Origin of the sequence: Pseudomonas sp. GV105, from assembly GCF_003058185.1 — a bacterium.
GTDB lineage: Bacteria > Pseudomonadota > Gammaproteobacteria > Pseudomonadales > Pseudomonadaceae > Aquipseudomonas > Aquipseudomonas veronii.
This window is the reverse complement of sequence record NZ_QBUF01000007.1, coordinates 65,023-87,968: the sequence shown is the minus strand read 5'-3', so window position 1 is coordinate 87,968 and position 22,946 is coordinate 65,023. Positions and strand designations below refer to the sequence as shown.

The 22,946-nt window shown below is 53.8% G+C and carries 22 protein-coding genes and 2 pseudogenes; 13 read left to right on the top strand and 11 right to left on the bottom strand.

All coding sequences use genetic code 11. The features are described from left to right. Window positions 1-74 precede the first annotated feature (74 nt). The 3 genes from C8K66_RS15030 to C8K66_RS15020 all read right to left on the bottom strand — a co-directional run bounded on the left by C8K66_RS15030 (window position 75) and on the right by C8K66_RS15020 (window position 3,528). The gene (locus C8K66_RS15030) at window positions 75-566 is read right to left on the bottom strand and encodes a hypothetical protein (protein ID WP_108525248.1); all 492 of its coding nucleotides are present in this window, start codon (window positions 564-566) and stop codon (window positions 75-77) included. Window positions 567-951: 385 nt separating this feature from the next. After that, window positions 952-1,806: a hypothetical protein gene (locus C8K66_RS15025; protein WP_108525246.1), complete on the bottom strand. Its 855-nt coding sequence runs from the start codon at window positions 1,804-1,806 to the stop codon at window positions 952-954. A gap of 753 nt (window positions 1,807-2,559) precedes the next feature. Beyond that, the gene (locus tag C8K66_RS15020) at window positions 2,560-3,528 is read right to left on the bottom strand and encodes a hypothetical protein (RefSeq protein WP_108525244.1); all 969 of its coding nucleotides are present in this window, start codon (window positions 3,526-3,528) and stop codon (window positions 2,560-2,562) included. Window positions 3,529-3,852: 324 nt separating this feature from the next. Here C8K66_RS15020 and C8K66_RS15015 point away from each other — a divergent pair, with 324 nt between their 5' ends. Beyond that, window positions 3,853-4,077, top strand: a complete 225-nt coding sequence (locus C8K66_RS15015; protein ID WP_057010581.1) for a hypothetical protein — start codon at window positions 3,853-3,855, stop codon at window positions 4,075-4,077. 776 nt (window positions 4,078-4,853) lie between these two features. Next, window positions 4,854-5,054, top strand: coding sequence for a hypothetical protein (locus C8K66_RS15010; protein ID WP_108525242.1), 201 nt, complete (start codon window positions 4,854-4,856; stop codon window positions 5,052-5,054). 100 nt (window positions 5,055-5,154) lie between these two features. Here the strand turns inward: C8K66_RS15010 and C8K66_RS15005 are convergent, their stop codons facing one another. The 3 genes from C8K66_RS15005 to C8K66_RS14995 all read right to left on the bottom strand — a co-directional run bounded on the left by C8K66_RS15005 (window position 5,155) and on the right by C8K66_RS14995 (window position 7,112). Then, the gene (locus tag C8K66_RS15005) at window positions 5,155-5,349 is read right to left on the bottom strand and encodes a hypothetical protein (RefSeq protein WP_108525240.1); all 195 of its coding nucleotides are present in this window, start codon (window positions 5,347-5,349) and stop codon (window positions 5,155-5,157) included. A 20-nt stretch (window positions 5,350-5,369) separates the two neighbouring features. Further along, a complete protein-coding gene (locus tag C8K66_RS15000; protein WP_108525238.1) occupies window positions 5,370-6,236 on the bottom strand; it encodes a serine dehydrogenasease in 867 nt (288 codons plus the stop codon). Window positions 6,237-6,917: 681 nt separating this feature from the next. Beyond that, entirely contained in the window at window positions 6,918-7,112 is a 195-nt protein-coding gene (locus tag C8K66_RS14995) for a hypothetical protein (RefSeq protein WP_108525236.1), read from the bottom strand. A 20-nt stretch (window positions 7,113-7,132) separates the two neighbouring features. Here C8K66_RS14995 and C8K66_RS14990 point away from each other — a divergent pair, with 20 nt between their 5' ends. The 4 genes from C8K66_RS14990 to C8K66_RS14970 all read left to right on the top strand — a co-directional run bounded on the left by C8K66_RS14990 (window position 7,133) and on the right by C8K66_RS14970 (window position 9,967). Continuing rightward, a complete protein-coding gene (locus C8K66_RS14990; RefSeq protein WP_093121147.1) occupies window positions 7,133-7,435 on the top strand; it encodes a hypothetical protein in 303 nt (100 codons plus the stop codon). Window positions 7,436-7,481: 46 nt separating this feature from the next. Beyond that, window positions 7,482-7,886, top strand: coding sequence for a hypothetical protein (locus C8K66_RS14985; protein ID WP_132849947.1), 405 nt, complete (start codon window positions 7,482-7,484; stop codon window positions 7,884-7,886). Between the two features lie 765 nt (window positions 7,887-8,651). Then, window positions 8,652-9,281, top strand: a complete 630-nt coding sequence (locus C8K66_RS14975; RefSeq protein ID WP_108525230.1) for a LysE family translocator — start codon at window positions 8,652-8,654, stop codon at window positions 9,279-9,281. 218 nt (window positions 9,282-9,499) lie between these two features. Continuing rightward, window positions 9,500-9,967 (top strand): DUF1203 domain-containing protein, encoded by a 468-nt coding sequence (locus tag C8K66_RS14970; RefSeq protein WP_108525228.1) that lies wholly within the window; start codon window positions 9,500-9,502, stop codon window positions 9,965-9,967. Window positions 9,968-10,129: 162 nt separating this feature from the next. Here C8K66_RS14970 and C8K66_RS14965 read toward each other — a convergent pair whose 3' ends face one another. Beyond that, the gene (locus tag C8K66_RS14965) at window positions 10,130-11,140 is read right to left on the bottom strand and encodes an aldo/keto reductase (RefSeq protein WP_057005667.1); all 1,011 of its coding nucleotides are present in this window, start codon (window positions 11,138-11,140) and stop codon (window positions 10,130-10,132) included. 92 nt (window positions 11,141-11,232) lie between these two features. Between C8K66_RS14965 and C8K66_RS14960 the strand changes: the two genes are divergently transcribed. Continuing rightward, a complete protein-coding gene (locus tag C8K66_RS14960; RefSeq protein ID WP_079442794.1) occupies window positions 11,233-12,132 on the top strand; it encodes a LysR family transcriptional regulator in 900 nt (299 codons plus the stop codon). Between the two features lie 153 nt (window positions 12,133-12,285). Here C8K66_RS14960 and C8K66_RS14955 read toward each other — a convergent pair whose 3' ends face one another. Both C8K66_RS14955 and C8K66_RS14950 read right to left on the bottom strand, forming a co-directional pair. Next, window positions 12,286-12,699 carry a hypothetical protein gene (locus tag C8K66_RS14955; protein ID WP_079442793.1) on the bottom strand — a complete coding sequence of 138 codons (414 nt, stop codon included), beginning with the start codon at window positions 12,697-12,699 and terminating at the stop codon, window positions 12,286-12,288. 250 nt (window positions 12,700-12,949) lie between these two features. After that, window positions 12,950-14,164 (bottom strand): aldose 1-epimerase family protein, encoded by a 1,215-nt coding sequence (locus tag C8K66_RS14950; protein ID WP_057005660.1) that lies wholly within the window; start codon window positions 14,162-14,164, stop codon window positions 12,950-12,952. A 361-nt stretch (window positions 14,165-14,525) separates the two neighbouring features. Here C8K66_RS14950 and C8K66_RS14945 point away from each other — a divergent pair, with 361 nt between their 5' ends. The 5 genes and pseudogenes from C8K66_RS14945 to C8K66_RS14925 all read left to right on the top strand — a co-directional run bounded on the left by C8K66_RS14945 (window position 14,526) and on the right by C8K66_RS14925 (window position 19,257). Then, window positions 14,526-15,032, top strand: a complete 507-nt coding sequence (locus C8K66_RS14945; protein ID WP_108525226.1) for a sigma-70 family RNA polymerase sigma factor — start codon at window positions 14,526-14,528, stop codon at window positions 15,030-15,032. Further along, window positions 15,029-15,991, top strand: coding sequence for a FecR domain-containing protein (locus tag C8K66_RS14940; protein WP_079442791.1), 963 nt, complete (start codon window positions 15,029-15,031; stop codon window positions 15,989-15,991). Before C8K66_RS14945 ends, C8K66_RS14940 begins: the two co-directional genes overlap by 4 nt. Window positions 15,992-16,089: 98 nt before the next feature. Beyond that, a complete protein-coding gene (locus tag C8K66_RS14935; protein WP_108525224.1) occupies window positions 16,090-18,513 on the top strand; it encodes a TonB-dependent siderophore receptor in 2,424 nt (807 codons plus the stop codon). A gap of 283 nt (window positions 18,514-18,796) precedes the next feature. Then, window positions 18,797-18,937 (top strand): annotated as a pseudogene (locus C8K66_RS31300) (adenylate kinase); the annotation flags it as partial. Window positions 18,938-19,032: 95 nt separating this feature from the next. Beyond that, window positions 19,033-19,257 (top strand): hypothetical protein, encoded by a 225-nt coding sequence (locus C8K66_RS14925; protein WP_177410564.1) that lies wholly within the window; start codon window positions 19,033-19,035, stop codon window positions 19,255-19,257. 645 nt (window positions 19,258-19,902) lie between these two features. Here C8K66_RS14925 and C8K66_RS14915 read toward each other — a convergent pair. Then, the gene (locus tag C8K66_RS14915) at window positions 19,903-20,439 is read right to left on the bottom strand and encodes a hypothetical protein (protein ID WP_226927612.1); all 537 of its coding nucleotides are present in this window, start codon (window positions 20,437-20,439) and stop codon (window positions 19,903-19,905) included. Window positions 20,440-20,636: 197 nt separating this feature from the next. Between C8K66_RS14915 and C8K66_RS31295 the strand changes: the two genes are divergently transcribed. Then, window positions 20,637-21,104 (top strand): hypothetical protein, encoded by a 468-nt coding sequence (locus tag C8K66_RS31295; RefSeq protein ID WP_241561590.1) that lies wholly within the window; start codon window positions 20,637-20,639, stop codon window positions 21,102-21,104. Between the two features lie 259 nt (window positions 21,105-21,363). Here C8K66_RS31295 and C8K66_RS14905 read toward each other — a convergent pair. Next, window positions 21,364-22,800 (bottom strand): annotated as a pseudogene (locus tag C8K66_RS14905) (IS1182 family transposase). Between the last annotated feature and the right edge of the window lie 146 nt (window positions 22,801-22,946).

Below are 22,946 nucleotides of genomic sequence, written 5' to 3'. Positions count from 1 at the left end.
GTAACCACTCAGGTAACCACCAAAAGTAACCCCATACATAATTGTCATCCACCAAAGCAATTTCGGCCACGAACTCAACGAGCCCAACGTAATCGTGCTATCGCCTTAAATTGGGGGATGCCGACAGACCCCCTCTCATTCCGAGCTTTTGAACCAGGTCTAGTCAGCAACTCCTCAATAGCTGGGCGCTCTGCCTCGTAGATCGCGAATGCGTTCAGGTCAGCATCTAATAAAACCAACTGGACAACATCGAATGGCTGCCTGAGGTCAATGGAGCCCACTCGGCCGACAACTTTTTTCAAATTGGCAATCACCCGCCCTTTGATCTGTATTTGGACCGAACCCCCTTCCCTTATTTCTGTGGCGTCGTAACCCGCTGTACGCGCCGCGTGCAGATCCAAACCAAGAATCGCAGCAGCTTCGCACTCGGCAATTTCGCCAGTGATACCTAGGGGCTTTCCGGTCAACTGCTGGTATCGGGTGGCAAGTCGTTTGGCCTGCTTCAGAAGTTCAATTAGCTCCACACGGTCAGAGTCAGCCGGTGTGCGCAAGCTGGGTTCGGTCATGGTGTATTGCTCTTAGTTTTTGTCAGCAACATATCTTCGCCCGCGTCCTATCGTTATGCGTCTTGGTCGGCAGACCTCACCGTCAAATACTACCCTCGCGCTTAACTGACAGTATTCGGATTTCTCCAAAAAGATGAGTTGCGCGCCCGAATGTCCTCCCAACCTGAACAATTGCACCTCCCCGGACTAACTTTTGCCAACAGGCCGCGAGCGTCGTCATCTGCTCCAGGCCGATCCGATGTCAACATTTGTCAACATCGAGCCTGGCTTGAGCACTCGATCCGATGTCAGGTTTTGTCAGGTTCTGGTGCTCCCCCGATGACAGACTTTTAAAGGTCGTTGGCGCTGAGCAAACGGCAGAAATCGGACAGAAGCGGACGGTCGGCTACTCTGGCTTGGATGTCTTGTCACTTCTAGCCAAATTATTCATCATATTAGGAATCAATAGTTCAACAAATCCAGCCATCATTGCAATCATATAGATGCCGTAGTGCTCTGGAGATTTAGCTATAAACGTGAAGGCTATTTCCGATTTAATTGCAAAATATGAAAACACCGCAGCTGTGACCGCAATTAATATGCGAGACTGCCCAATTAGGACATTGGTTCTCTTGTCTGCGTCTAGATCTATCTCCAGAGTCGAAAAACCGATAGAAGTTGACAGCAATCCACCTAAGCTGCCACACAGGATCACATAGAGAAAGGTTTTTATATCATCTGACTCAATATAAAAAGTTGTGGCCAGTAGAACCGCAGCAATTACAACAACCGATTTTAGCGCACTAACTGTATATTCCAGACGCCCCTTGAGAGTTTTTGTTTTTAGTATTCTTTCCTCGGCATGTTTAAGAAGCAACTGGGCTTTGTCATAATGACCTACCGCATTCGCCGTCATAGCTCTAGCGATCTGTTTATTGACAGGTTCCGAGTCACTAAGCTGTTCGGGTAGCCAAGAATAAATCCGCCCTAAGTCGACGGAAATTTTCATATGGCAAGACATGATTTCTTTAGCACGTTCGTGATCGTCATTGATATCAATACGGATTGCGTTTTTTGTTCTGTAAACTACAAACTCTGGAAGTTTTGAGTAAATTTTCTCTATGCACTCACCATCGTTGTCCTTTTCATCAACAATGTAGTCATATGGTTTTTTCAGTTCTCTTTGACGTGGTGCGGCATTAGTGAGTTGACCTGTAGACTCTTCATCGGACGGCGCGTCGGATTGGGTTGCTGTATTCATTGAGTTAGGTATATCAAGGAGGGTTGAGGCACTAAATAAAGTACCGAATTCGTATTTTTACCGATGATAGCTGTTGGCCATACAAAAAAGCTACCTAGTGGTCTGGACGTTGGATGCAGCCTACCGACCCGCTGGGCGTGTGTGACTACTATGTATGGGTCAAAACCTGCCAGTATCCACCTAGGTATCCACGAATTGACGCTGATCCAAGATGGATACCCCGCGTTGACCAGGCGCGGTGACCACCATCAGTGACCAATTGGCGCTGGTCACTGCCACAAGACGCCCAATTTGCGAAACACCCCATGGACGACTCTCGTCAGGTGACGGTGGACACGTTTTCGCGCAGTGCTTCGCGCACGTCCGTCGCGCACGTGGTCAATGCGCGAAGCCCTCCCTCGGCAAGGTTTCACGCACCCTTCACGCAGCATATTCACGCACTGGGCCGAGTGATGGCCAGGCGGTCCGCAGACGCTCAAACCTCAGCAACGGCCTCTGGACTGCACAGTAACTCCTCAAATTGCGCACAGGAAGTACGCAGCTCAGTACGCACGGTTGGTACGCATTTGGGCACGTACCGATAGCAGGTTCGCACTGAGGTTCGCACCCTCTTACGCGAACCTGGTGCGAACTAGGCCGCCAGCCTGTTATCAAAAGTTATGGTTGCCAGGCGCTAGTTTCCACTGCGGTTTCCACCTGAAATAGAGCTTTTACCTGGAAACCGTAAGCCGCACTGAAATTTTATGGCGGCTCCTAGTTCGGCCCGTCAGCCACAGGAGAGTAAATTGGCACATGCGCGATATTCTCCCACCTTCTCGCTGAAACTCTTCGGGCAATTTCAAGGCTTTCACCTGATGTCGACGATCTAATCTTCGATATGCTTTTATTAAATTCATGGGGTACTAAGTAGCTTGTATGATCCTTTATGATGATGCCCGCATCAGTAAATTCTATGATTGAGGCCCCAAGATCGACAGAGAGGTTTCCTGCCACGATATCGTAAGAAAAATCTTGATAACCGATCTCATACAAACTTAACAATAGCACATCAAAGTCTTGCTCAGAATCACTCCACGTCCTGCCCAGCTCCGACTCTATAACAACGGAAACTGCCAAATAATCACACAAAAATAAATTCAGCCTCAATGGCATATATATTCGACGCCCGCCCCATAGCGAGCATATAAAAAACACCTCTCTAAACTTAATTAGAGGAACAATATTACGATCAAACTTGTGAAAGAAAAAACGATGAAAATCATCGTCACTTTCTATAAAAAACAAACCTGACGAGTCATTAACTATAAGATCCACGGCATCGCAGGAAATGAGGTATGCAGGTACCTTTTTACATTTGGCGAGGATAGAGTCACAAACCAACTTAATTGCATCATCAAACTTTAGAACATCTCGCATTACAGCAATCTGCGTAGACCGAACCTCACCACTTTCATCGAGCAACTTTATCTCATCAACAACCATCTTCCCCTTATCTGATCGGAAGACCTTTCCGTTCCCATCCAACAAGCTAGCGAGATAGCCTTCATGGTATTTCAATCTAGCTTCCGTACTATCCAAGTATACTTCTGTAACTTCAACACCTAGAGTTAGACCTTCAACAGATGAAATTGAAAAATCAGGGGCCTCAGACTCGCAAACTAAACCATCAAAATTCAACCCAAAAACAGATCTAAAAAGCTTCCATTCATCGTCTTTATTCATGTGTTTTCAGTCCTGCGCCGACCTTTCAAAGAGGTAAATAACCATGGGAGATTAGCACTACAAATGGATTTGATACGCTTGATGGGAGGTACGGATATTGTAAGGAGAGGACTATTTCATTCACTCAGAATGGAAGCCACTTTGACCACGCTTTGACGGAATGTAAGACAGGCGTGAGACGGAATCCAAGCAGGGTGGGCGTCTGAGGCTTGCTCCATGCGGGGGCCGTCAAAGAACCGGGCTTTGCCGTCTCATACCCCCGACAGACCCCAGACAGCTTTCCAGGCACCGGTGCTACGCTTCCTCGAAACACGGAGAGCCACCATGACGGACACCAAATTGATCGCCAGCCTGTTCGACCGCCTCAATCAAAACCAGCTCGCCCTGGGCGCCGCGGTGGAGGAGCTTTCCAACTGGGTCGAACAGCGCGGATCGGCAGACATTGCAAACAACGTGCGCGGCGCTCTCGAAACGCTCGATGAGAACCTGGTATTCATTCGCCAGGGCATTGCTGAGCTGACCGTCGCCGGGAGTCTGGGCCAGTCGTGACGCTGGTTAGGATTCTGGACAGGCTCTGGACGGCTGGAGAGGCCGCAGTTCTTCCGGTCCGGCCCGCAGGCCATAGCCAGCAAGGGCTGATGGCAGATCGGGCATGCGGCCGCATAGCCACGTCGTCCAGAAACAGGGGCGAGCCGCGACAGTCACTTGCGGGACAAGTGGCGCACGATCGAACCCGGCAAACGCGGCCATAATCCTTGACCAGCCTTGACAAAATTTTAGACAGGTCTTGACGGATTTATCTGGCGCCACCAGCGGCGGGAACGCTCAAAGCCAAGCAGGACAATGCTTTGCGGGCATTCGCTTGGCTAGACCAGCACCAGCCTCGTCTAAAATTCGAGAGGCGGCCGTCAAGGTAATTACTCGCTCAATATCGAGGCCCTGCTGGCGGGATGGGGTGGTGAAATACCGGGCCACACGAATGCTAAGCGCGCCGGGCAATACTAGACAGGCACTAGACGGATTTTCGCGGACAGCCCGCGGGGAAATTGTCCCCAGCCCAAGCAATGCGCCGCTTCCAGCGTTAAAGGTGGCGTGCTGGTGCTTGATGCTCGTCAAGTATTTTCCGGGGCTTCCAGCGACCTGACAGCAGGTCGGAGCAGGTGGTGAACGAGTCGTTCACCCTGGAGCGGAAACCGGTCGGTATGTCAGCCTAGCCAGCACGCGGTTTCAAGGTAGTTGCTCACGCCCGCTGATAACATCTGCAGGTCATCTGCTGGCCCGCTTCATTCCGGCGCCAGCATCAACCGCGTACCGAGGATAGAGCCGTGTCCGTTATTGACTGTGATTATCTACCCGCCGATAAGGTGGTGTTTCCGCCGGAGCTGGCGCTGCTGATTGTCAGGAAGGCCAGCGCAATGGCGGCAGCATTCGAGGAGCAAGCGCTCGACCAGCTCACCAAGGACGCCCGGCGCGCCCTTTCGCAAGGATCTGAGCTAAGGCGGGTCATCAGGGAGATGCGCTTGTAGGTGACCCGCTGGAAATAGTGCTACCTGGTAGAACAGGCTTAAACCAGTCAGGCACAAAAAAGCCCCTCCTAAAAGGGGCCTTTTGTCATGCCATAGCCACTTAAGAAAAGGTGTTCTGGGTGGTTAGGGACATCGGATTGATAGGAGCAATATTGTAACGCTCCGGCTGGACCGCTCCGCTTTTTACCAAGCGTTCAAAGCGATCGTTCATATCATTCAGACGCTGAGCTCGATCAGTCGAGCGTTGGGCGAGCTCTCGCTGTACCGCTTCAGAGGTACGCTTGTCGATGGTCATCTGTGATCCCTCGTGGTCCGTTATTGATAGTGAAGCATAAAGGCTGATTGCTGGCGCTCTGCATGCTCAGCAAGCAGTTCCGAATAAATGCGCAGATTCTGCCTAAGCACTGAGTCATTCGTATAGTCCTCAATCTTAAGCTTCAGACCGTCGGTCAATGTCTGGATTCCAATCATCCGACCATGAGAATGCCACCGATTGTTATCACTGAGGTCTTTGGCGATTTGTTCGGCGCGCTGTTCCTTCTCGATTTGCGTGACCGGGGCGCCCGGATTAGTGATCGAGTGCGTCGCCCAATCCTTGAATTTGTATTTCACCAGCCACTGCTTAAGAAGGCTCACGGAAAGATCCCTTGCCTGCTCATAGCGACGCAGTGTCGCGAGGTCTAGCCGCTGTAACATCAAAAGTTCGGCGTCAGTCAGCTTGTTATTAGCTGACTTTTCTATGAGCTCGTTGACCTTATCGATATAACCAAGTGCTGGCACAAGATTTCCATTCTCAAGTGGGACCTGTGGGTCGATTGGTCCGAGAGAAGACGTGTAGTCCATGAAAATCTTATCGCCAGACATACAGAAAATGGTTCCGGCAGACATCGCAGCCGTGGGCACGACAAAAAGCACCTCAGTGAAGTGATGGCGAGTAACTTCTACCATTTTCTCTACGGCCTCAACTACACCGCCGGGTGTAGCGAGCAAAATGCAGATCCGGCCCTGTACGTCAGTGCTCTTAGCTTGGGCGACAATAGCCTCCACAGCTACAACGTAAGCGCTCAATACCGCTGGATGGATGGGACCTGCATAAGCCAAAACTGGACACTGGAAATGCTGAGAAACCAAAGACCTATAATGGCCTAAAGCCATCAAAATGTGATTATCTAAGCTTGCCATTCCATCCCCCCATCCATTGGTTTTTGTTGATGTGGAGATTAGTGCGGTTTTAGCGATCTGCAAGCGAAGGGCGAAATGGACAGAATTCATTGGTTTATAGGCACGAACGCATCTCGACCAACGAGTTATCACTATCAGGTGGAACTCACCTTAAGGCAACTGACCATTACCCCGAAACAGGGTAGCGCTTGCGGTGAAGGTGCAACACGACTCCAGGATCACCGCTGCAAGATGTGGCGATGACTCCTCAAAAGCGAAGAACGAGATAGTCGGGCCACTTTGGATTGATCCATCAATGGAAGTGGTGGTGTCGACCATACCTTTGCATTTGTGGCGGGTTTATCGCGATGCCGTTACCGTTCGTCGGGGACAAAGCAACGAACCTAAACGGTTTTTTCAGCCAGCGTGAGACAGGCCAAAACGCCCCAGCAGCAAGCGCCGTGTATCCCCATGTGTATCCCTTAATAATACGACCATGAAAATAAACAACTAAAACAGCAACTTAACATACCAGTTCAAATGTCTGTGTACGCCAAGTACCGATCCATAGACGTCTACAGCAGTCTATGAATCACCTCAAGAAGCCCGCCTCGTGCGGGCTTTCTTGTTTCTGGCTGTTCACCTCTGTCTACGCCTATCCGGCCATGCTGCAAAAATAACGGCGATCATTGCTGAGCGGGGTTAGTGCACGGACTTGCCCATCCGTTTGCGTTCGAGCGGACCAGTCATTTGCATCGGATTTGACCAGCACGACTCGTGGGCATGACCGGCAGAAATCGGCCAGAAGCGGTCACTGCGCATCACATCCCCGGCCTGAAAGCCTGGATAGCCGAGTTGACCGTTCACGATGCAGTGCAGCAGCATGTGATCAATCATTAAGTGCTTCCAGGAAACCTATGCATAGCCCTGTAGATCTTCATGAGTTGTTGGCGCACGTCAGAGATGAACCGTCGTTCATACGATTTATCGAAGCCCTCGGTGTAGATTTCGCCAGCGGGCGTTTAATTGAAAAGACATCGCCTTCATCGGTCTATGGGCCAAGTGCTCTTGGCTGGGAAAATGTGTCCGTTGACGCGTTTTTTGATGCGGCAGCTTCGTGGGCAGACGCCAGTTCCCGACTTGCCCAAGAGGATAGGTCGATACCCAATGTTTGGCATCGCTGTGCGGCCATTTTGCTGGCTGGGAAGTATTATGAGTGACACGGGTACGACATCCGTAACGTGGAAGGGAACCGTGGACGGGAGGTTGCCAAAGAACCAACGCAATAAGCTTTTGGTTGAAGCCGAAGCCTACGGTTTAACGTTGAATGATCTTGCTGCCACCTGCGAGGAATTCGGCGTGGCCCCCAGCAATCTGCTGAACGAGCTATCCATAGCGGTTGCTGAAGGCTACTTGGCAGGGGCTTTGACTTACGAGTTCTGCGATGGCGTCATGAACGGGCTCATCGCTGCCATCGTTGATGTGGGCATGACCAATGACATGCCGCAGCCTGCTTTCTCGCTTTATCAGGCCTTTGATCAGGGGGAGTGGGTGCGCCATGATGATCCGCCGGAGATTGATACCATTGAGAAATATGTGAAGCCGCTGGTTGTGCAGATAGTGCGTGAGTTTCAGGGTGGTAGCGGATATCGGCCAGAAGCAGATCTTTAAGCTGGAAAAATAAATCCTTCGAATTTCTTCCCGCTTTGAGAGTTTGTCTACGCACTTTTACGCTTTCTGGGCTGGTAAGCAGAGTTGGGAAATCAACTCGTCCCCTCTTCAAAAGTAGGTGCAAATGATGGCTCCCTTCGTTCTTCAGGACTTTGACGTTGGATGGGTCGCTACCGACGCCCTCGGACAGGTTGCGCTCTTCACTACAGGTGGCCCCGGACCAGTTCCTGATTCCGCGATACCCTCCGTCGAAAACTCCGAAGAATTTGTCCTTTCCTTGCCGAAAGTGTCCGATGTAGATCGGGCCACTGTTGGGGCTGGTGCAAACGCTTTCGTTGAATTTGCTAAACGTGGGTTCTTTGCTTACGACTGGTCGGACGTTCATCGCGATTCACGCCAGGCGTTGAGGGGGTATGAGCTGCAATACCGTCCCCAGAATCCACTGAAACTATTCGATTTGCCTGCCCCATTACGGGCATTGACTGAGGTTACCCGGCTATCTCACGTAATCTTCGGAGCATCCATCATAGTGATAGGTGATCAGGTTTCTTAGCCTTTATTCGGCGATTAGGGACCGCTTTTTTGGGGCGGAAGCGTTCAGTTGCATACGGTAGCTATCGGCCAGGAGCAGACATCGAGTGCCTGCGAATTCAGGGCCGACTCATTCTGCACCAGACTGTAGCGCCCAAATACCCCCCCGCTGTATCTGCTTCTACCTGAACATTGCCGGTTAGCATGGCTCCTCATCCAAGGAGGTATTGCGCGATGCCAGACGCTACGAATCTCTACCTGTTCATTGTTGCCGCCTTGCTGCTGCTTATTGTGCCGGGCCCTAACATGGCAATCGTCACCAGCCACGCAGTTGCCCACGGCTGGCGAGCTGGCCTCGCGGCAGCACTCGGAATAACCCTGGCCGATTTGCTGATGACCGTCCTGGTTAGCGCGGGTCTAGGGGCGCTGGTGATGAGTTGGGCACCGGCGTTCGACTTGCTGCGGTGGGCAGGTGCTTGCTATCTGATGTGGCTGGCTTGGCAAGCATTGAAGGCTCCCCCTTCGGATACTGACACTCAACCTACGCAGGCTTCATTGCGGAAAATCTTTACCCGAGCCACGCTCAATAGCCTGTTAAACCCAAAAGCGCTGTTGTTCTTCATGGTATTCCTACCGCAATTCGTCACCGTAGGCAGCAGCAGCGTCACGTTGCAATTGATGTTCTTGGGTGTGCTGCTTGCGCTGATCGCCTTGGTGTTTCATTCCCTGCTCGGATTTTGCGCCGGACGGCTTCATGCGCGCCTGCGCAAAGGCTTGATCTCCAAACGCCTAGGCGCTTATGGCTTCGCTGCGGTAATGGCTGCTCTGGCAGCACGCTTGGTCTTTCTAAACCGACCGGTTTAAAGACCCCAAGTCCGTCCGACGTCACATGTTTCAACATCGCGCCAGGCCCGCGCACATCGATCCGATGTCAGGTTTTGACCGGTCGCTAGCGCTGCCAAAAATCAGAAATCGGCCCGAAGCAGCCGGTCGCGGCAGCTTGAATAAAGCAGCAAGAATCGGATAGTAAGTACTGTACGACTTCCAGTCTGATAGGACTCCAAACCAATAGGAGTTCGACCATGGCGTTCCGTATAACTGGCCTTTCCCCCGAACCATTCCAGTCACTGTTTGGATTGCCCGACCAAGAGCTGGCATCTCTTGGGATGAAGCGTTATATCGTCGACAGCAACCCAGGGTTTCCTGACCGTATCGAAATGAAAGATGCGGAGCTAGGTCAGAGCGTGCTTTTACTCAACCATGTCTGTCAGCCAGCCAAAACGCCATACCGCGCCTCACACGCGATCTTCATACGGGAGTGGGCCACGCAAGCTTATAACGCAGTCGATCAGGTACCTGAGTCTATGCGAATACGCCTGCTATCACTTCGCGCGTTCACTGATGATGGGATGATGCTCGACGCCGACGTAGCGGATGGAATAGCAATAGAACCTGTAGTCACCCGGATGTTTGCCAATCCAGAGGTTAGTTACATTCACGTTCACAATGCCAAGCAGGGTTGCTACTCCGGGCGAATAGATCGGGCGTAGTCAACACCGGTCTTGGTGGCTCGTCCTTCTGTCGACTCTGCCGGTAACCGACTGGCCGGTATTGGCCGATAGCGGGCTATCAACCCGAATGATCTCCAAGAGTCACTCGCTGACTCCAGAGATCACACGCCACTGAGCATCAACCGGCAGACATCAGCTTGCTCAGGCCACACTGCTGGGTACGTTCGTACCCATACCTTCAGGTAAATAGTGGCTGATTTCTTCTATTTCAGCCTGGCCAAGACGAACGCTGATGGCATCGATCAATCCATTCACCTGTTCAGGCCGGCGTGCGCCTACTATCGCGCCGGAGACTGCCGAATCACGCAGCACCCAAGCGATGGCGATGGCCGCCGCACTGACCCCATGCCTGGCACCAATGTTTGCCATCACTTCTACCAAAGCGAGATTCTTGCTGAGGCGAGGTTCCTGGAAGTCGGCGCTGCGCGATTTTCGCCAGTCGTCGTCGGGCAGCTGTGCAATCCGCTCGCGGGTCATGCTTCCCGTCAGTAGGCCAGATTGTAAAGTCGAGTAGGCAATCACGCCGACCTGCGCCGTTGCGCAATAAGGCAGAATATGGTCCTCGATATCACGCATCAAAGCTGAATACGGCGGTTGAAGGGAGGCGATATCGGTGACCGAGCGGGCTCGCTCAAGCTGGGGAACATCGAAGTTTGACACGCCAATTGCCCTTATCTTGCCCTGCGCCTTGGCTTGGGCCAGAGTCGCCAAAGCCTCCTCGATGCCTTCGCTGGTCCCATCTGCCGGGAACGCTGGCCAGTGAATCTGATAGAGGTCGATGACATCGACCTGCAAGCGACGCAGGCTGTCCTCGATCTCTTTCATCAGTGACTGGGGGGCGAGCGAATGAGAAATCTCACGGGTCTGGGGATCCCACACCAGACTGCCTTTGGTGAATACCAATGGACGACGCGAAGCCGGCACCTGACGCAGCAATTGCCCCGTCAACCGTTCGGCATGGCCGAGTCCATAGACCCCCGCTGTGTCGATCCAGTTGACGCCGCGCTCGACCGCGTACTCCAATGCCGCCAGGCTATCTCGGTCATCTTGTGCCCCCCAGCTGAACTCCCACCCTTGCCCCGCAATGGCCCAAGTGCCCATGCCAATTGGCGAAATCAACAACTCGGACGTACCCAGTCGATTCTTTTGCATAAACACCTCACATCGATTGATGCGCAAAGTATCCATGGGGAGGTTACCGACGATAAGATAGCCAATCGTGTTTGAACTACTGAACCCTATTCATGAAAACCCCATGCGATCTTTCCGAACTCGACGCCTTCGCCGCAGTGGCTCGCCATCACAGCTTTCGCAAAGCGGCCGACGAGCGAGGGGTGTCTGCATCGGCCCTGAGCCACGCCATGCGCGCCTTGGAAGGCAGGCTGGGAGTCAGGCTGCTCAACCGTACCACTCGCAGCGTGACGCCCACTGAAGCAGGCAATCAACTGCTCGCTACGCTGGTTCCAGCGTTGGCGGAGATCGCCAAAGGGCTGCATGAACTGACCTTCAAACAAGAAGTTCCCACCGGTACGCTGCGATTGAACGTATCGCGACCCGCAGCCCACCTCGTCATTGCGCCACTGCTGGCGCCATTCACTGCCGCCTACCCACGTGTCAACGTGGAGCTGGTGGCTGACGATGGATTGAGCGACATCATCGACAAAGGCTTCGATGCAGGCGTGCGCTTCGGCGAGAGCCTTGCCGGTGACATGATCGCCGTCCCGGTGGGCTCACCGCAGGGATTTGTCACCGTTGCTGCCCCCGGTTACCTCAGAAGGCACGGGACACCGGACACGCCACAAAGGCTGCTTGAACACGCCTGCATTGGCAGACGCTTCCCAAGCGGCAAACTGTACAAGTGGGAATATCGTGCCGAGGGCCAGCCCATGCGCCTGGCCGTGGCAGGACCGTTGATACTGGAAGATGACACCTTGATGATCCAAGCCGCGAAGGACGGTGCCGGGATCGCGTATGTGTATGAGGAGATGGCCAGGGACTACATGGCTCAGGGGCAATTGGAGGAAATTCTTGAAGATTGGAAAGCCCTGCCAAGCAGGTTTTTTATCTATTACTCCAGCCGGCGTCACGTACCGCCAGCGCTACAGGCGCTGATCGAATTTGTGCGTGAAACGCAGCACCCATGAAAAACCGAAGGCAGTTCATGTGGGCGCCGTCTGGAAGCATGGGGTTGTGAACAGGGTGTTCTGATCATTTGTTATAGAGAGGCAGCTTCTGGCCGATTTCTATCTGTCGCCAGCGGCAGTTATGGGTCGTTGAGGGCCCTAGTTATGCGCCGGTCAGAAAACGATTTCGCACCGTGCTTCAACGGCCTGTACTCGTAATGTCAGACCAGACTCGAAGCGCATGACAAGGTGATGATTTGGTTGGATATTATCTGTGAGGTAGAAGGTTTGTGTCTCAGCACTGGACTCCACCGCTCCAATCGAATGAAGAACATTACCGTCACTGTCAGCCGAGTTTTCATCCCGCCCACTCGCTGAAAAGTAGTCAACCTCATGGAAGCTGATAGTAATCTTGCGTGCTTCTTCAGTCGGCACCCAAGAGTCACTCCGTCGAGTAAAGCTAACTACAACCGACCGATCCAAGATGTCGTAACTGATAGCGCTGGCTTGGTAGAAGTTATGCAGATCGTAGGCACGGCTGTGAATCTCAACCTCGATATGCCCGAACACGAAACCATGGAATTGCATGGGTTAGTCCTAATGATCTACCGGTAGGCATGCATCGTACTGCATCGTCGCGATGACCGCTTCTAGCCGACTTCTGCCGTTCGTGACGGGCAGAAATCGGCCAACCGCAGACAGTGACCGAATCGTTGCGAGCAGCCCATCGCCGCTCAAGGTCGCGCGCTTGCTGGTGGACCTTGAACAAGCCGATGGGCTCAGACGCGAACACATGGCCGAGGGGCTGCAATATCGGCCGACAATGCTCCTGCCCGTGTCACCCCTTGGTAAGATCAACCAACGGCGTCTGCCGCACCTCAGTCTCCCGCCCATCCTGAATCTCGCTAACCTGCTTCAAGGCTCTATCCACCGCCGCCTTATCCGCCAACAAGCTATAGCTGATGCGGAACTGCTTGTGTTCCTTGGGCCCAATTGTCGGTACCAGATTCAGTGGCCGCTGATAACGGCGGTTGTAGGAAAAACTTGTCCCCGGCTCCAGCCCCGTGACATAGCCCTGGCCTTGGGTGTCGGTGTTTTTCCACAGGGAAAACACGGGCAGTGTCTGAGTATTGAAGCCGACCGAAACGCCCAGGCTGCCGGCCTTGTTATGCAACACGGTCAACGTATCGCCCTTGGCATCGGCATACGGCACCACGTTGTACACCGTTTCGTCGTAGTCTCTGGTCGGTGCGCGGTAGGTTTGCCAGTCGGGGAGATCGTCCTTGGCCTTGTCGTTGAACGGCGACACCTGTTTCACCGGCGCGGCGAAACGAGCGCCCTGCTCCAGGAACGGGGTGCTGAAGTTGCTGTGATACAGCGCCTGGTATTCCTTCGGATAGTCGCCGTTGTTGGTCAGGGTGTCGTTGAGGGCGAACACGACGCTGCCGGGTTCGGTGACCAGTTCGGTCGCGACCGAGAAGTCGACCTTCTTGAACGCCTGCTCTTTCAGCTCGCCGCGCAGGGTGATGGCGTACGGTGGTTTTTCATCGATATGCAGCGTGACTTTATTCGCAGGAATGTTGGCGGCCCGACCGTGCAGGGTCAGCAGTTCGCCGTTGTCGACGCCGGGGTGGCCGACCCATTCGTATCCGCAGCGGGTGACCAGCTCATTGAAACCTTCCAACCAGCCCAGACCACCGCGGCCATTGAGTTCGATGAAAGACGGATTGACCACTTCCTTGACCGGCGAATCCCAGCCCATGCGTACATTGCCAACCGAGGCCTGCAAGACGTTCATTCCGCGAGTCGGCACTACCGAGAGTTTCATCGTGCCGTTATCGATGTCGACGATGCTGACGCCCTCCTGCCGACCGCCGTGCAAGGTGCGCAAGGTAACGCTGAAGGGTTTGTCGGTTTTTATTCCGAGTTGCTGACTGGTGATCTGCCAGCTCTGGGCGGCTTTGTCAGTGTCGAGCAGAACGTAATCCCAGGCCATGGCGTGGGAGGCAGCGGACAGTGCGCTGATGGCAACAAAAAGTTTGAGCGGGGTCATGGCGGCAGCCTTTCTTGGAGTTGTGCCATTTTTATAAACGTGATGAAACGTTTCAGCAAGCTAAAAGATCGACACGGTAATGTCGCTGATAGCCCATTTCTGCCTTCTGTGACCGGCTAAAATCGACCCTAAGTTGCTCTTCGCGAAAGGCAGCGATCGGCCAGGAGCGGACATTTTGCAGCGACCGATAGAGTTGGAGGGATAACATTCTCGCGTTCGAATAAACCCGGTCAGGGTAATTCAAAGGCATTCAGGAATATTGGCGGAGAATTCCACCACATCAAACATGATAAACACTGTACAACCACCCGCTCGATCAATAGGATGAGAAGCATTATCATTCGCGCAGTGCGAGCCTTACATGCAGGATGCCAGCCCAACATCGTCCGTCGAACAGTTGTACGAGAATCATCACGGCTGGCTACGGGGCTGGCTGAACCGGCGGTTGGGGCACAGTGCCGACGCCGAGGATTTGGCCCACGACACGTTCATCCGCGTGCTGCGCGCCCCTCAGCAGGTGCGCGAGTTGCGTCAGCCCATGGCGTTTCTAGCGGCGATTGCCAATGGACTGCTGGTCAATCGCTGGCGCCGTCAGGAGATTGAGCGGGCTTATCTTGCAGCGTTGGCTGCTCGGCCCGAGGGGGTGGAATCGTCACCCGAGGACCGGTATCTGGTGATCGAAACCTTGTTGCAACTTGACTCGCTGCTGATTGGCCTCTCCGAGCGCATACGGCAGATTTTCTTCATGTCTCAGCTCGACGGCCTCACGTATCCGCAGATCGCTGCGCAGTTGGGGCTGACCGAGGCTCAAGTGCAACGAGCCATGGGCAAGGCATTCAGTGTTTGCTATGCGAGCCGTTTCGAATGAGGGCCGAGATTAGTCCGCAGGTGCGCGATATCGCCATTGATTGGCTTGTCAGGATGCAGTCCGGGCTTATGAGTGCGCCTGATCTGGACGCATTGCAGCGTTGGCGCGAGGCGAGCAATGAGCATGAACAGGCTTGGCAACGTGTCGCCAGCTTGCTGCTGTTGCAACAGCCTGGAGCGAATCTTTTGCGCGATGCCACCGCGCGTAGGGCACTGGAGTCGGCCGGACCGGACATGCAGAAACGTCGGCAGGTACTCAAGCGCCTGCTGGTCCTTGGTGCGGTTGGCGGGGTTGCCTGGCAAGGCGCGGGTTCCACGCCGGTGCGCGCCGCACTGGCGAACCACCGTACAGGTACGGGCGAGCGTCACCAGTGGACGCTGGTTGATGGCAGCTCGCTGTGGCTGAACACGGCCAGTGCCGTGAACCTGGATTTCACTGATCAGGTGCGGCGCATCCAAATGATCGAGGGTGAGTTGGCCTTGCGCGTGCGAGCAGAGTCGCGCTCGCTGCAACTAATCACACCGGACGCGATCCTGCAGAGTAGCGAAGCGCATTTGCAGGTGCGCCATGATCGGCAAGGCACGCAGGTAACCGTGCTGGAAGGCCAGGTGCAGGTGCACTCACGGGGCCAACAAGCGCCATCCTCGCTTGAGGCAGGATGGCAGGCACGCGTGGACCGCTTCGGGATCGGCGTGCCAAACCGCGCCGACCTGCTGGTCACCCAGGCTTGGCTGCGCGGAATTTTGCCAGCGAATCGCCTGCGCCTGGATACGCTGGTGGCCGAGCTCTCGCGTTACCGTCCCGGTATTTTGCGGAGTCATGAGCAGGTGTCAGGGTTACGCCTCACAGGCAGTTTTTCGCTGGATGACACCGATGCGGCACTGACGCTGATAGCTCGCACGCTGCCGGTGCGTATCGAGCGCATGACTCGGTATTGGGTCTCGATCGTACCGGCCTGAATTATTTTTTTCGCTGCGCGATAGTTTTTTCAAACTCGCTTGGCCTATAGGGATCACCCACCCGCCAGAGGTGGGTCGTCACCCCTTAGGAGCCCCGTATGACTTCACCTTCCCGCGCCCTGCGTGCCCGTACGCTTGGGCTGTTGTTGCTCAGCGTGCAACCGCTTTGCAGCCTGCCGGTTTTCGCCGCTGGCAGTTCACAGCATTACAGCATCGACGCAGGCCCCCTGGATGCTGCGCTGTCGCGTTTTGGCGCACAGGCGGGGATTACCATGGCGGGCAGCTCGACGCTCACGGCCGGCAAGAATACCCGGGGGCTGCAAGGCGATTTCAGTACTGAGGCCGGCCTGGCGCAGCTCTTGCTCGGCTCGGGGCTGACTTATGAGCGCCAGGACGACGGTAGCCTGCTGCTGGTACCGGGCAACAGCGACGTGCTGGAGTTGGCACCGACCGCAATCAGTGGTACCGCGTACGACACCTCGTTGGGCAACAACGACGGCCTGGTCGCCAGCCGAACCATGAGTGCCAACAAGACCGATACGTCGATCATGGAAACGCCTCAATCGATCAGTGTGGTCACCCGTAAGCAGATCGACGCCCAGCAGCCACAAAGCATCGGGCAGGTGCTGCGCTACACGGCGGGGGTCAATGGTGAAGCCAATGGCGTCGATACCCGGCGCGACACGATCAGCATCCGTGGCTTTGACGCGACGACTGGCGGGGGTATCTACCGTGATGGCCTGCGCCAGTACAGCTTTGCCAACCAGAGCCGTGCCGTGGGTGAAGTCTATGGACTGGAGCGCGTGGAAGTACTGCGCGGGCCATCATCCGTGCTCTATGGTCAAACCTCACCGGGCGGCATGGTCAACGTGATCAGCAAGCGCCCCACCGATGAGCCGCTTCATGAACTGGTGATGCAGGCCGGCAGTTTTGATCGCAAGCAATTGGCTGTGGACTTCGGCGGCCCGCTTACCGACGATGGCGTCCTGACTTATCGCCTCACCGGGCTGTGGCGAGAGAGTGGCACGCAAATCGACTACGCCCGTGATGACCGTCAATTCATCGCCCCGGCGATCAGTTGGCGCCCCTCGGAAGACACCTCGCTGACGGTGCTGGCGTCATTTCAAAAAGACCGCAATGTGCTGGGCTACTACGCCTTGCCACGGGTGGGCACCCTCGACAGCTCGCGTTACGGACGGATTGCCACGGATCGCTTTGTCGGCGACCCCGACTTCGACAAGTACGATGTAGAACAGTGGTCGCTGGGTTATCAGTTTGAGCATCACCTCAACGATATCTGGACATTCCGCCAAAACGCCCGTTACAGCCGCTCCTATCAGGAGCAACGCACGATTTACCAATACGGCCTGGATGACGACCAGCGCACCGTGGGCCGCTTCGGTTATCTGGGCCACGAAAAGGTGAAGAACGCGCTGCTCGACAACCATTTCCAAGCCCAGTGGAACGCCGGCCGTTTCGAACACACAACGTTGGTCGGTATCGATTTGCAACACGCCAGCACCAATCAGTTGGGGGGTGGCAACGTGGTTGATCCGCTGGATATCTATGCGCCGGTCTACCACCAGGATTACAGCGACCTGGACGCCTTTTACGACATCAACCAGCGTCGTCAGCTTGACCAGGCGGGTGTGTATCTCTCGGAACAGCTCAAATTTGACGAGCACTGGGTGTTCAACCTGGGTGGTCGTCAAGACTGGGCACGTTCGAAAACGATCCATTACGCCACCGATACGGCGGCGGACCTCAAGCAACGCGATCACGCCTTCACGTGGCGGACCGGTGTGATGTACCTGGCAGACAACGGCGTGGCACCCTACGCGAGCTATTCCGAGTCGTTTTTTCCTAACATCACGGCGGTGGCGCGTGACGGCAGTGCCTTCGAACCCGAAACTGGCCGCCAGTACGAAGTCGGGATCAAATTCCAGCCCAACGGGAGTGACAGCTACGTGACTGTCTCGCTGTTCGACCTGACGCGGCAAAACGTACTGACGGCAGATCCCGGCAACAATCGTTTCTCGGTGGCGACCGGAGAGATCCAGTCGCGCGGTATCGAACTGGAAAGCAAGGCGCAACTGTCCGATGCTCTGGAGTTGATGGCCAACTACAGCTATTCACACCTTGAAATTACCCGCAGCAATACGGCCGGTGAAAAAGGCAATCAACCTGGCAATACCCCTGAACAACTGGCCTCGCTGTGGTCGCAATACACCGTTCAGAGCGGTGCGCTATCGGGCTTGGCGATAGGAGGAGGGGTACGCTACGTCGGCCCGAGCTATATCGACTCGCAAAATAGCGAAGGCATCCCCCACTACATGCTGTTTGACGCCAGCCTGAGTTACGACCTTGGCAAGCTGTCTTCAGCCTATGCCGGGGCGAAACTGTCGCTCAATGCATCCAACCTGACCGACGAAACCTATGTCTCTCAGTGCGGTTACACGGGCGACAGCTGCAAATACGGGTATCGCCGAAATGTGACCGGATCGGTGAGTTACAACTGGTAAGGCGCTGTGCTTGCTTGCGAAAATTATCGATTGGCAAGCGCCATCTTGGCGCCCGGATCGGCAAGTAAGCGCAATTGCCAGACAAAACCGCTTTCGTACTCGATATTTCAACAACGTCGGCTGATAGAGGGTGTTGACAACTGACTGCTATCGGCCAGAAGCGGTCATTTACAGCCCAGAAAAAAGTGAGACTCAGGCGGGTATGGGATATCGTTCTGACCTCGAAACCGACTTGTATTCATGGAGGAAAAATTGCGGTTTTACATTTTTGGTGCTTCGTGTGCATGACAATCCGAAATTTTCAGGACGCAACCGAGCGTGGCACGAGTCGTGGATAACAGAGCAAACGGCTACGGTCTTACGGTTTGACGGGATGAACAGTGCTGAAAAGATGGCTGCGAAGGTCACTCATGCGTTGTCGTAAGTATCGTAATAGCTCGAAACCGTGGCGGGCGAGGCACTACTTTAAACGCGCTCAAGCTTCAATCCAGCTACTGGAGTGTCTAGAGGAAAATAGCAATGATCACCGAAAACTTAACGCCTGAACTCGCATATCTTGCAATGTATGAATTTCTTGTGGATATCTATCAGCGAACGAAGTCGGATGAGTTGGGCTCAATGTTGGGCAGTATGAGTTATCTTGCCGATGGCGAGACTGCCGATCCGACAATTTGGAAGGATTGGATGCTCTGTGTGACCAAAGTCTTAGCAGGTCAAGGCAATGCTCAACTGAATTTGATCTAACAGTCACAACCGAAAACTCGATAACTACGAGATCAGGTCTTAGTTTTTTGAATCGCTCAGAATTTCGTAGACGCTTCTATGCCCTAAACCGAGACGTCAGGAGATTCATCCCGCTGTTTTGATAAACACCATTGAGCGGCTGCTTCTGGCCGAGGCTGTGTAAAAACGTTTTTGAGCGCGGCAGGTACTCAAAACCGGACTGAAAGTCGCGCTTCTACGCGAAATCCACATCTGCTGACGTGCCGATAAATTTCAGATTTAACGTAGACGCGCACACTTCAATTTTGACGAAGCGTTTTTACACACTCTGGGCCGATTGCTGCCCGTCACAAACGGCAAAAATCGGCCAAAAGCGGACGTCAGAGTCGTTCAGAAAAATGTGCCCCCTTTAGCGTTCCTGGCAAGTTTTCATTCGAGAAGAAAACTATCGAAAGACAGTTTGCTGCCCGTACTTGACTCACCTTTCGTAAGCAATGGCGTAGGTGCTCCCTGAGCGCTTGATATGAGCAAAGCCGAGCGCTCCTAAATGCATGCCAGCTACCAGCAAGTTATCTGAGCTTGGATCACCAACTTTTTACTAAATGGGTCATTCTCATGCTGACGGCAACAGTCAATTTGCTGATGCGATGTACAACCTTTAACCGCTTATCGGTTAATGTACAGGCTCTTCATCTTCATACCGCCGCGCATTTTTTTGACCCCCGGTTCCATGTCCGCAGGGCATGCGCCTTGAAAGATGCCATTGATGACGGTGTGCTGCGTTTTGATTTTCCCGTTTAAGTCAAACGAAGTATCGGCCGTCAGTACGTACGATTTCGCAAGATCGCCGCTGAACGAGCCTGCCAGCTTCGCGTCTGGGCAGCTTGATTTAAAATTGTAGCCGTCGCCTTTGCCGCTTTCCGATTCGATCTTGCATTCCTGTTCGAAGTCGGACCATAAGTCGTCGTCGATCAGCCTGTCCTTTGGCTGATCGACGCAAATCTCCCAGGAAAACGGCGAGGTGGACGGTGTTACCTTCCACAAACCTGAGGCGCGCTGAAGACGCTGGGAGGGTTCTACGGCCGCGGCCGGCAATGTGACTGCAAGTGTTATAACGGGAATCCACAAAAAAATGGCGGAATACTTCATCACGATTCCTTTCTGTAAAGCATTAAATTGAGCACCGAAAAACGTTTCCTCCATTTCGATTCCCCGAGTTTTTATGACCTTTTGAGGCTACTTCGCCCATGCGAGGTTAGCATTTTTATATATTTCTAGGCTCATGAGCAACTGCTTCTGGCCGACTTCAGCCCTTCGTGACAGGCAGAAGTCGGCCAGGAGCAGACATCTACAACTGGGAGAATTAGTCTGTACAGATTTCAGGGAAAGCGAGGAATGGAATGATCAACCTGCTATCAATTGCCAGACATAAATCCAAATACAGCAGCGGCTTTTACCCGACCTTTGCCATTGATGGAGTGCCTCTGGAGGTTTGGCTGCCTAGGCAGAACCCAGTTGCTGAGTTCCACCTCGTAGCTGCCCACTCAGGCTTGTACAGCGATGAAGATAACTTGTTGATATGGGATCGGATATATTCCACTGCGCCTGGTTGGAAAACTCTGGTTCCCCTGCTTGTCTGCTCTGATGACCTAGACTTGACCTGCACAGTTATTGTCGCAGAGCAGTGCGCCCATGAGCATCAAGTTCAGTGGGGCCGATTTGGCTTGCTAAAGGATTCGATTGCGTTGGAAAACACCGATGTTGACTGGTTCGACGCGATACCCAGCGTGATTTTTGAAAGGTCAAATTATCACAGCGTGCTGGATGAGTTCCGAAAACAAGAAAACATCAAAATTGACTGGGACTAACTCCTCTTAGCTATTTACATGTGATCAGGCCCTTTCTTTTTTGCAGTACGTTCCTCTGGAAAATTTCACCGTCCGCTTTGGGTCCAGGTTGTGTGAAAACGCGCTAAATACCTCGAAAACTGAGAGTCACAAGGGTTGCCTATGGAATCAGCGGACGGAAGCGCGAATTAGCTTAGTCAGTGACATAGAAGTTCATAATGCCGTTTGGGCCGCGTCAGCGGCCCAAACGGCTTCTAACTGGCGAGCCAAGCGGCTGGATTCATGCCCTGATCGCCTCAAGCAGCCCTGCGATGCCGAGGATGCTCATCATTCGTTTGAGGTTGTAGGCGAGCACATGAAGACTCATCTCAGTGCTCACCCTCGGCAGGGTTTTGGTCAGAAAGTGGGTACTTCCCATCCAGTACTTGAGCGTTCCAAAAGGATGTTCAACAGTCTGTCGACGAACCCTCATCATCGCCGGATCATGTTCTAGCCGAACCTGCATCGCGTCGACTACAGCCTCATGTTCCCAGCGCTTCACACGGCGTTCCTTGCCCGTCGTACATTGCTTGTGCATTGAGCAGGACTGGCAGCCCGAGAAGTAGTAACAATGCAATAACATGCCGTCTTCCATCGACGAATGCCGCCTGGTTAGTAACTGCCCCGCAGGGCATCGATACTCGTCCGACGCCGCAAGGTAGATGAAGTCCTGCTTACCAAATCGGCCTTCGGCTTTGCTGCCCGATGTGAGGGGTTTCGGAACGAAAGTAGTGATTCCGGCTTGCTCGCAAGCAAGGATTTACAGACCTTTGTAATAGCCTCGGTCGGCCACCACCGTTAGCGATTCAGCCCCGATTTCTTCACGCGCCTGGTTCGCCATATTGCTCAGTTGCGCACGATCATTACCGACGTTGGTCACCTCATGGGCAATGATCAGATGGTGTTTGTCGTCGACCGCTGTTTGGACGTTATAGCCAACCGTCCCGGTGCCCCGGCCGCTCGTGGCCATTGAGCGTGCATCTGGGTCGGTGAGGGAGATCTGTTGATCTGGACTATCGTGGAGCTGCGCCTCGATTTCCTTGAGTTTCTGCATCTGCTTTTTCAGTGTTTCTATCTTTTCCTTCAGCCGCTCTGCTTTGGCCTCGGCCACTTCGGGCGTTGCCCGATCCGCCGAATCCATCGCCGCCAGATATCGATCAATGCTCTGCTCAATCTGCTGCATGCGTGCCTTCACCTTGCCCTGAGTGAAGTTGCGGTCGCGATTATTGACGGCTTTGAATTTGCTGCCGTCGATGGCGATGATTGATTGGGAGAAGAGATTGAGGTTGCGGCAAAGCAGCACAAATTGCCGGCAGACACTGCGAATAGCCTTACCGTTGTCTTTGCGAAAGTCGGCAATGGTTTTGAAGTCCGGAGCCAAACGCCCCGTCAGCCACATCAACTCGACGTTACGCTCGGCCTCACGCTCAAGTCGGCGGCTGGACTGAATCCGATTGAGATAGCCGTAGATATAGATCTTCAGCAACACCGCTGGATGGTAGGCCGGACGACCCGTTGCAGCAGGATCAACGCCCTCAAAACCAAGTGCGCCCAGGTCGAGTTCATCGACGAAAACATCGACCACGCGCACTGGATTTTCTTCGGCTACGTAATCGTCCAGGCACTCTGGCAGCAACGTCACTTGCGTCCGAGTCTCACCTTCAATAAATCGCTTCATGATCGCCCCCGATACGATCTCGACGATCAGAAGGTCAGACAATCACTGGCGTTTTCACACAGCCTGGGTCCAGAGTGTGTAAAAACGCAGGCACCGTTTTAAAGTCTGCGTTGCTACGTAAAATCTACCAGCGCTTGGTTAATCAG